The sequence below is a fragment of the uncultured Campylobacter sp. genome (assembly GCF_963517995.1).
Taxonomy (GTDB): domain Bacteria; phylum Campylobacterota; class Campylobacteria; order Campylobacterales; family Campylobacteraceae; genus Campylobacter_A.
Window position 1 is genome coordinate 1 of the sequence record NZ_CAUQHQ010000096.1, and the last position, 8379, is coordinate 8379.

Sequence of the window (8379 nt, forward strand, 5' to 3'; positions counted from 1 at the left end):
ATGAAAATCGAAATTTTATCAAGCAAAATCCACCGCGCGCGCGTGACGGACGCCAACCTAAACTACGTAGGCTCGGTCACGATCGGACCCGAGCTCATCGAGGCTGCGGGGCTTTGCGAATACCAAAAAGTAGAGATCCTAAACGTCAATAACGGCGAACGCTTCGCCACATACGTGATCCGCGGCGAGAAAAAGGGCGAGATCTGCCTAAACGGCGCGGCCGCACGCAAAGTCTGCGTCGGCGACGTCGTCATCATCGTTGCTTACGCGCTTCTTAGCGCCAAAAAAGCGAGAGATTTCGAACCAAAAATCGTGCAGGTAAACGAGCAAAACGAGATCGTAAAATAACGCAGTCCCGTTTTGAGGAGCTTTTGTCTCGCCCGCAACAAAAACACAAAGTGCGGCTGGATAAAAAACTAGCCGAGTTTCGCTTCGGCTTTATGAGTGACGCAAAATAGCGCAGGCTCTTTTCGGCGATCTGCGCAGAAGGCTTGCCCGTAAGACATTGCGAGATTTATGATTTCTTCGGTTCTTGCGTAAACGAGATTAGATTTGCCGTACCCGCCGAGGGCTACCGCAAGGCATCTGCAAAATTACGTCTCGCAGCGCCTCACGACCAGCGAATATACAACGCTTTACGCCAAGATATAATGCGTAGAATTTGCGAAATTTTATGGCTTTATTAGCCGCGGCGCGCTACTACCGTCCGAGCGCAAAGGCCAGAACCTTCATGCCATAGCGCTCTATCTAGGGCACCTGGGTAAATTTAAGATGAGTCGGCGAGCAAAGCTTAAAAATTTACGGTTACAAGCGCTAGCCGTTTGATAAATTTATTATTTGCTCGCGACAAAACCTAAAATTTACGGTAAAAATATTTGCCTTTATGCAAACAATTCGCCGTTCCTAGGCTTAAAGCGGGCGGCGTTTAAATTTACTTTTTATGGCGACGAGTCAAATTTGCGGTAAAATTTGGGCTAAGGCGGACGGGCGCGAAGATAACGGGCGGCGCGCATATTAGAATGCCCGCGTTTATCCTCGACGTGGCGATTTTTAGCTATTCGGCGCAGAAAAACGAGCGCGTGATAAAGGAGGCAAACGCCAAACTAGAGCGCGTTGCGCAGGCATTTGCCGCGGGCAATCCGCCGCAGGAGGGGCTGGGGATACTATGCCGCATCACAGGGCTTTTAGGACAGGGGCTGTGGATGGAAATTTGGGACAAAACGCCCTTTGCTAAGCGTAAACCGAGCCTTGATACGGCGCGGTGCAGCGGATGCGGCGAGTGTGCGAAATCCTGTCCGATGCGAAATATAAAAATCGCGCGCGGCAAGGCAAAATTCGGCGAGCGCTGCACGATTTGCTACAGATGCGTGAACAAATGCAGGCAAAAGGCGATAACGATCCTAGGCAAAGCAAAAAATCTGGAAAAATCATGCCACGCCCCGTAAAAACGAGACTCGCGTGGGCCTTATGATATTATTTCGGGTTTCTTGCCGATGTCGCGGACATGGCGCCTTAGCCTCTCGCTAGATACGGTCGGGAAAAGAAATCTCTTTTCGCGGCTCCACAAAACGCCCGTTTCTGCGTAGTCTTGCAGGGTTTCTTGCAATTTTTGCGCCGCGCCGACCATGCCGAATGAATTATACGCATATATTTCGCGTAAATTTCCCTCCTCATCTAGCCTTTGTACAACGATCTCGTAGTCTAATGATTTAAAATATCTTTTAACCGCACAAGACTAACGAATGGCGTAGCTTCGCCGTCTTGCGAGGCAGACAAAAGATAGACAAAAGGGTGCAGGTAAACGCTCTCTATCCGTCTTGCGTTCGGCGCTACGGAGTCGCTTGCGGCTACGAAAAAATCTTTAAATCTATTCGCCGCGCAACTTTGCGTAAATAAAACGTCTATTTCGTTTAAATTTATGCTTATGTCCTTTATTTGTTCGGTTTTTGTAAAGAATATATTAAAAAATTCAAAAAACGAATTCCCGCGATGCTGCGCAAACGAATATAAATTTTCTGCGATTTTGATAACATAAACGCTGTCTGTATCGTAAATAAAATTTTTATTTAATTTTAACAAGCCGTTCCTTTTTTATTTTGCCTAGGCGCTTTAGCCTTTGGCGATGCTATTTTGGCTTGATTATACCGTATTTGCGCATCGTTTGGGCTTAGCGGTTTTGCGCCGGGCGTGCCGGATTTACCCGCAAAGTAGCTGGGGGCGCCAAATTTTAGACTCAGAGGAAAACCGTAAATTTGCCAAGATAAAACAAATTTGCTCCGCCGCCTACTAGCTAGCCCAGGTACGCTTTTAGCTCCTCTATTTGCCGCTTAACCTCGGCTATGATTTCCGGCGAGTTTTCCCAAATTTCAAGGAAATCCCATGCCTCATCAGGCGGGTCGATCATATTTCCCAGGATCCAAACGACCCGTAGGACGGTCGGGCATAGCTTGTCTAAAAAATCGGGCGGACACGCATACGGCGAGCCAAAGCAGGCCAAAACGTGCGCAGCGGCTCTGATCTCATCGTAATTTTCATTTTTGGGATCAAAATTTGCCGCCGTGCTTTCTATATAGATCGAAATTTTTACTCTCCCAAAATCTCGCAAACCAGTCCGCCGCCTCGTCGTTTTCGTACGCTTTGTAACCCCAGTCGCCCATTTTAGCCCCTTTTGATAAAAATTACCCTCAAATTTGACGGCTTTTCGGGCTTAAATTTGCCCGTCCGCGCTCGCATCCGCCGCGAGTTTTAAAGGCGGGAACGAAACTTGCATTGCAAAGCTTAAAAAAGTAAATTTAGCTTAAATTGGCTAAAATAACGCGAAATTTGAAAGGATGTTTATGTTTGAGGGGATCGATTTTTCAAAAATGGGGCAGATGCTCGAGGAGGCGCAAAAAAAGGCGCAAGAAATCGAGCAGGAAAGCCAAAAGCGCGAATTTAGCGTAAAAAGCGGCGGCGGGCTCATTAGCGTCAGGGCAAACGGCAAGGGCGAGGTGCTCGATATCAGCATCGACGATAGCTTGCTGGAGGACAAGGAGAGCTTGCAGATCTTGCTCATCAGTGCCGTAAACGACGTACTAAAGATGATCGAGGACGACCGCAAAAACGCCGCGTCAAGGATGCTGGGCGGGTTTGCCGGCATGGGACTAGGGCAATGAAACGCGTAGCTTTCTCGCGCCGTTTGGATGCGGTTTTGGGGCTCGCGCGAGCGAATTTACCTTTGAGGGAAGGGCGAATTTGCGTCGCCGATAAACAAAACGGCTCGGTAAATTTGGTTACGTTTGCGAGTCAAATTTGCGCCGCTCGCGCCGTAAAGAGTGCCGTAAATTTGGGCTCAAATTTGCGCGCGCGCTCGGTAAAATTTGGCGCCCCTCTAAATCCGCGCGAATTTTCGCAAAAAACTAGTCTGATCGCCAAAACGGCGGCGAATTTTACGGCAAATTTAGCTCGCAAAATTTGCTCTCCGCTTTTTGCGGTTTTTATGATTTGCGCTTTTACCGCGTCGCTTAGAGCCGAGCCGCGCCCGACGCAAGATGATTTTAACGCTTGCTTTGAGAAAAATCTGCCTGCCATGGTAAACGTCGCGGGCAACGGCGGCATCGCGATCACGCCAAATTTAATCGCCGTGCCTAAAGGCGAAATCCCCGTGAAAAACTACGTCAAATTTGACCCGTACCTTGGTCTCTATCTGGTCGCCTCGGACGCCAAACTCGAGCCTGCCAAGATGACTGAGGATAACGCGACGAAAAAAAGCGACTGGGTCAGCGTCACTCGCGATCTAAACGCGACCGTCTACGGCCACGTAAAGGCGCAGGCGCAGGCTCTAGGCGAGCTGGACGCGCTCACGTTTGACGTAAACGGCACGGGCGCCGTGCTAAGCCCTTGCTGCAAACTACGCGGTATCGCCGTGGGCGGGGATAAATTCGTCCCGAGCCGCTATCTAAGGCACTTTGCGGCGTATAAAGACGTGTATTACGGCGACGTGGGCGCGGTATTTGAGGAGCGAGACGGTAGACTCTACGTAAAGGGAGTCGATCCGCTCGGACGCGGCGCGGCGCTGATGGCGGGGGATGAAATTTTGAGCGTAAACGGCGAAAAAATGCAGAGCCTGCGTGAGCTAAACGAGAGGATTTTGTTCGCTAAAAAGGGCGAGCGGCTCAAATTTGAGATAAGGCGCGGCGAAGACGTCGTAAAATTTAGCGCCGCGGTTTCAGACGAAGTAAAAAAAGAACAAAAAACCGCGCCTAAAACGGACGAAAATATCACAAAAATAGCCCCAAAACCGCAGCCCGCGCGAAATACGGACGCCTCTAACGTGCGAAAGCTCTACGGACTGACGTTTGACGAAAAACTAAGGGTAAAGAGCGTGGACGGGGAGTCGGATGCGGCGAGGTTTGGCCTCAGAGTCGGCGATAAGCTAATACAAGTAGGCGCTAAAATCGTGAAAAATCGCAAAGAAGCCCTTGCGCTCATAGCTAAAAATCGAGGACAACGCTTGCTTTTTAGGCGAGACGGCTTTGACTTTTTTTACAACGCTCGGTAGGTTTTAGGCGTTTTTGGACGGCCGCGGAGATAGATTTGCTTGTTTTGCGGCGCGGGATTCGGACGCAAATTTAGCTTTTTGAGTCGCTTTTGTTTGTTTCGCAAAAAATTCGGCGCTAGATTCGTCAGGCTTTGCGGCGCTCTAAGCCCCCTTGCGTCAAGGCTAGCTTTTTTGGGCATGCTTAATTTTTGCGCGTTAAAACCGCCGCCCTTTAAGCGCAAGACGGTTTTTCGGGCGTAAATTTAAGCTTTCGCGCGCCACGGTTTAATCTAGCGGCAAGGCGATTTGCCGGTTAAATTTAGCCTCGTTGCGAAGTGGGCGACCTGCTCGCTTGTAGTGTAAAATCGCAGCTTTTAGAGGCGTTACGCAACCTTGCAAAATACGTAAATTTAGAGCAAGCAAGGATTTGTTCGGCGGTTAGAGCGATTTGGGATGTCTTTGTCAAACAAAAACGAAACGGAGAAAAAATGCAAAATTATAAAACCTCAAAGGAAAGATTAAACGCGCGAATTTACGCGGAAGATAAAGCCTTAAAATCAAATTTCGCTCGCTTTAAAACCTTGCTGCAAAGCTTGAGTTTGGCGCGGGTTTTTAGCGTAAATTCGGACAAAAATTTACCAAGCGCGCGCAGCCTGATTTTACCGCGTAAATTTAACGAGACCAAGGCTCTTAAATCGTTCAAAAACCATCTAAAATGCGCGACTTTTTCGGAAATGAAAGTTTCAAATTTAGCCTGCGAAAACGGCGGAGATTTTGTGCGAAATCAGGCTCCTGGCTTGTCGCTTGCAAGACCGGCGATATTTCAAAAATTTAGCACCGAACAAAAGCGAAATTTAGCGCAGATATCGCCTGGCGGCGAAAAAATACGGGTTTACACAAACGACGCTCTAGGCCCAAATTTGCAGCAAAGAATGTCTAATCCGGCTAACGAAAAAGGGCTAAATTTAAGCAAGTCGCGGGCGCTGCTGACGGATAAAAATCAAGCGCAAAGCTTACGCATGAGCTCGTCTCAAAATCAGCCTCAAATTTTAAACGCGAACAAAACTAAAATAAAATCCGAAAGCCCGAAAAACCGAGTAAATTTGATCTCGCTAAACACAGCCAAGAGCTCATCGTTTACTTCCGGCTCAAATTTACGGCAAACAGCACCTAGCGCCCCCGACCAAGGCGCGCTTTTGGCCGAGTTTAAGGCGTTTTTGAGTGCGCATTTGCCGAGCAACCCTAGCTTTCATCCGTGCTTTGACGAGGCGCTTTCATATACGCTAAAATCCGGCGGCAAGCACTTTCGCGCTATGCTAGTCGCAGGCGTCGTAGCCGCGGTGCGTCCCGAGCGCAAAGAGGCGGCGTTTCACGTCGCGCTAGCTTTTGAGACGATGCACAGCTACTCGCTCATCCACGACGATCTGCCCGCGATGGACGACTCGGATCTGCGCCGCGGACAGCCTAGTTTGCACGTCAAATTTGACGAGGTAACGGCGATCCTAGCGGGCGACGCGCTAAACACCCACGCCTTTTATCAAATAGCAAGGGCTCCGCTAGACGCGGACGCGCGCATAAAGTGCGTCGAGATCCTAAGCCGAAACGCAGGCATCTACGGCATGGCGCTTGGGCAGGCGGTGGACTGCTATTTCGAGAATCAAAAACTAGGGCTTGAGGAGCTAAAATTTCTGCATATCCACAAGACCGCGCGCCTCATCGCGGCAAGCTTGCAAGCAGGCTGCGTCGTGGCGGGGCTAGATGAGACGGAGGCTGCTCGCATATACGACATCGGGCTCGATCTGGGGCTGGCGTTTCAGATCGCAGACGATATCATCGACGCGACGCAAAGCGCCGAAACTGCGGGCAAACCGACGCATAACGACGGCGCGAAAAACTCCTTTACCAACCTTCTTGGCGTAGAGGGCGCAGTGCAGGCCAAAAACGAGCTCATCGCAAAGATAGAGCGCGAGCTAGGCAGCGTGCATGCGGGTATCCGCGCTATCGTGACGGGTCTTATTGACAAGCATTTACGCTAAATTTGATTAAATTTATCTCGGATATAGTCTTAAATATTAATTTAATGTAAATTAGCCGACATTTTAACTGCTTACTATTAGATTTTGTTTATCGCTTTGTGCCGGTTTAAACTATCAAGCTTTACAGTTCGTCAAATTTGCAACCGTTTTTATGCGCTTATATTAAATTTGGCTCCGTTTTACTCGCGGGTTTTTTAAGTGGGTAATTACGCGCTGCCGCGTTCGTATCGCTATCAAATCCGCCGCCTTAGTTTTTAGCGCATATTTAAATTTTGCGCGCTAAAATTGTAAACACCTACCGCCGGTACTTAAATTTAGCTGGATTTCACATCTTGGATAATCAAAATTTGAAGATAAATTAAATATTTGTGTTAAAGGCTCGCACTTATTTCGCGTAAATTTTTAATTCTGTTGGTGGGTTTTACCGGGTTACGACTTATTTGGCCATATAAATTCAAAAGGACGTGTGCTAAAATTAAATAAACGCGTATATTTTACATTAAATTTATTATCCATTCTAATTGAACAAATCTTAAATAAATCTCTACCTTTTGCTGATCGCAGGGCTTAAGACTAAGGTGCAAACAGTATAAAATCTCGCATGAAATGCGACCAAATTAATATATGGCTCAAAATCGCTTCGTTTGAAGTTATGAAGTTAAATTTAGCACATAAATTTAATAAAAATGCGGATGGGCAAGCGTTTGACTCCAAGATCGGTTAATCTAAGCACTTGTAAACCCACTCAAAACGTCAAGCTAAAATATGTCGCACTGCCTTAACGCGACGTATATAAACGTTATCCGCACGCTGCGAAGATAGCTTGCTAGATAGATAAATACGTACTTTAGACGTAAAAAGCAAGCTTTTCAAGGCCGTAGGCATATCGAAATGGCATACATTGTTATATTTGCTTTTGCCTAAGATATTGATACTATTTATGAGTTGTTTAAAATATGGCGACTTTGATAAATCAGCTAACTGGTTTTACTGAGCGCTGTTACAAACTGCTTACCAGAAGCGAACTTCAAAAAGGCAGAGGACTTCGTCAGCCATTCTAAACTAATTTTTAGGTACCCAAGGCCTTAAAGGGCTAGAGGATTGAGCTAGGTAAGATAACCACGGCAAAGCACTAAAATACGCGTTTAGTATAATATTTATCGTTAGCTATAGTTACGCTAAAGACGGCACAATACTCTTTGTTTAGGTCTTTATATACCAGAATTTAACATAGGCGAGATGTATGAACCGCTCCACCGTAAATTTATGCGTAAAATTCTTGACTTAAATCTATTATTTATCTAAAAGTCGTTGTATACCTTACCCAATAAACCAATGCAACAGAAACCTAAAACTGGCAAAACAAAATATATTTATCCTAAATTCTAAAAAATAAAGGTATAAAATGCCTAAGAACAATAAAATGCAGAACAAAAAAGATATATTTTAGTAAAATAGTGGCCGGGAGATAGGGATTCGAACCCCAGGAGGCTTTCACACCTCAACGGTTTTCAAGACCGCCGCTTTCGACCGCTCAGCCATCTCCCGTAAAATATTTTGGCTAATTATAGCCAAATTTATTCGGTTTTTTCCTTAACATAGGAAGCGCCTTTATTGACTTTTTCCTTTGACCACTCAACGGCATTATTCGTATCCTCTTTGACGCCGTGCCATGTATTTGAGCAACCGACCATAAAAAAAGTAGCAGATAATAGCATTAGCAAATAACGCATTTTCTCTCCTTAAATTTTGGAGGCGACACCCGGATTCGAACCGGGGATCAAAGCTTTGCAGGCTCATGCCTTACCACTTGGCTATGTCGCC

General features: G+C 46.8%; 9 protein-coding genes and 2 tRNA genes. 5 read left to right on the forward strand and 6 right to left on the reverse strand.

Features of this window, described 5'->3' with window-relative positions; all coding sequences use genetic code 11:
• Together panD and RYL88_RS09385 are read left to right on the forward strand one after the other, a co-directional pair.
• On the forward strand, nt 1-348 hold the full coding sequence (gene panD / locus RYL88_RS09380) for an aspartate 1-decarboxylase (RefSeq protein WP_185898326.1): 348 nt from the start codon (nt 1-3) through the stop codon (nt 346-348).
• A 671-nt stretch (nt 349-1019) separates the two neighbouring features.
• Nucleotides 1020-1445 (forward strand): EFR1 family ferrodoxin, encoded by a 426-nt coding sequence (locus RYL88_RS09385; RefSeq protein ID WP_314990839.1) that lies wholly within the window; start codon nt 1020-1022, stop codon nt 1443-1445.
• A gap of 20 nt (nt 1446-1465) precedes the next feature.
• Here the strand turns inward: RYL88_RS09385 and RYL88_RS09390 are convergent, their stop codons facing one another.
• The 3 genes from RYL88_RS09390 to RYL88_RS09400 all read right to left on the reverse strand — a co-directional run bounded on the left by RYL88_RS09390 (nt 1466) and on the right by RYL88_RS09400 (nt 2605).
• Nucleotides 1466-1606, reverse strand: a complete 141-nt coding sequence (locus tag RYL88_RS09390; RefSeq protein WP_314990841.1) for a hypothetical protein — start codon at nt 1604-1606, stop codon at nt 1466-1468.
• Nucleotides 1607-1701: 95 nt separating this feature from the next.
• Nucleotides 1702-2079 (reverse strand): hypothetical protein, encoded by a 378-nt coding sequence (locus RYL88_RS09395; RefSeq protein ID WP_314990843.1) that lies wholly within the window; start codon nt 2077-2079, stop codon nt 1702-1704.
• Nucleotides 2080-2290: 211 nt separating this feature from the next.
• A complete protein-coding gene (locus RYL88_RS09400; protein ID WP_314990845.1) occupies nt 2291-2605 on the reverse strand; it encodes a hypothetical protein in 315 nt (104 codons plus the stop codon).
• A 232-nt stretch (nt 2606-2837) separates the two neighbouring features.
• Here RYL88_RS09400 and RYL88_RS09405 point away from each other — a divergent pair, with 232 nt between their 5' ends.
• From RYL88_RS09405 to RYL88_RS09415, 3 genes are all read left to right on the forward strand, one after another.
• Nucleotides 2838-3155 (forward strand): YbaB/EbfC family nucleoid-associated protein, encoded by a 318-nt coding sequence (locus RYL88_RS09405; protein WP_002947064.1) that lies wholly within the window; start codon nt 2838-2840, stop codon nt 3153-3155.
• Nucleotides 3152-4540, forward strand: a complete 1389-nt coding sequence (locus RYL88_RS09410; RefSeq protein ID WP_314990847.1) for a PDZ domain-containing protein — start codon at nt 3152-3154, stop codon at nt 4538-4540. The genes RYL88_RS09405 and RYL88_RS09410 overlap by 4 nt, the downstream gene beginning before the upstream one ends.
• A 1175-nt stretch (nt 4541-5715) precedes the next feature.
• Nucleotides 5716-6555 (forward strand): polyprenyl synthetase family protein, encoded by an 840-nt coding sequence (locus RYL88_RS09415; RefSeq protein ID WP_314990849.1) that lies wholly within the window; start codon nt 5716-5718, stop codon nt 6553-6555.
• Between the two features lie 1458 nt (nt 6556-8013).
• On the opposite strand, the gene RYL88_RS09420 is transcribed toward RYL88_RS09415, so the two are convergent.
• The 3 genes from RYL88_RS09420 to RYL88_RS09430 all read right to left on the reverse strand — a co-directional run bounded on the left by RYL88_RS09420 (nt 8014) and on the right by RYL88_RS09430 (nt 8379).
• Nucleotides 8014-8103, reverse strand: a tRNA-Ser gene (locus tag RYL88_RS09420).
• Nucleotides 8104-8132: 29 nt separating this feature from the next.
• On the reverse strand, nt 8133-8288 hold the full coding sequence (locus RYL88_RS09425; RefSeq protein WP_297965737.1) for a hypothetical protein: 156 nt from the start codon (nt 8286-8288) through the stop codon (nt 8133-8135).
• A gap of 17 nt (nt 8289-8305) precedes the next feature.
• A tRNA-Cys gene (locus tag RYL88_RS09430) sits at nt 8306-8379 on the reverse strand.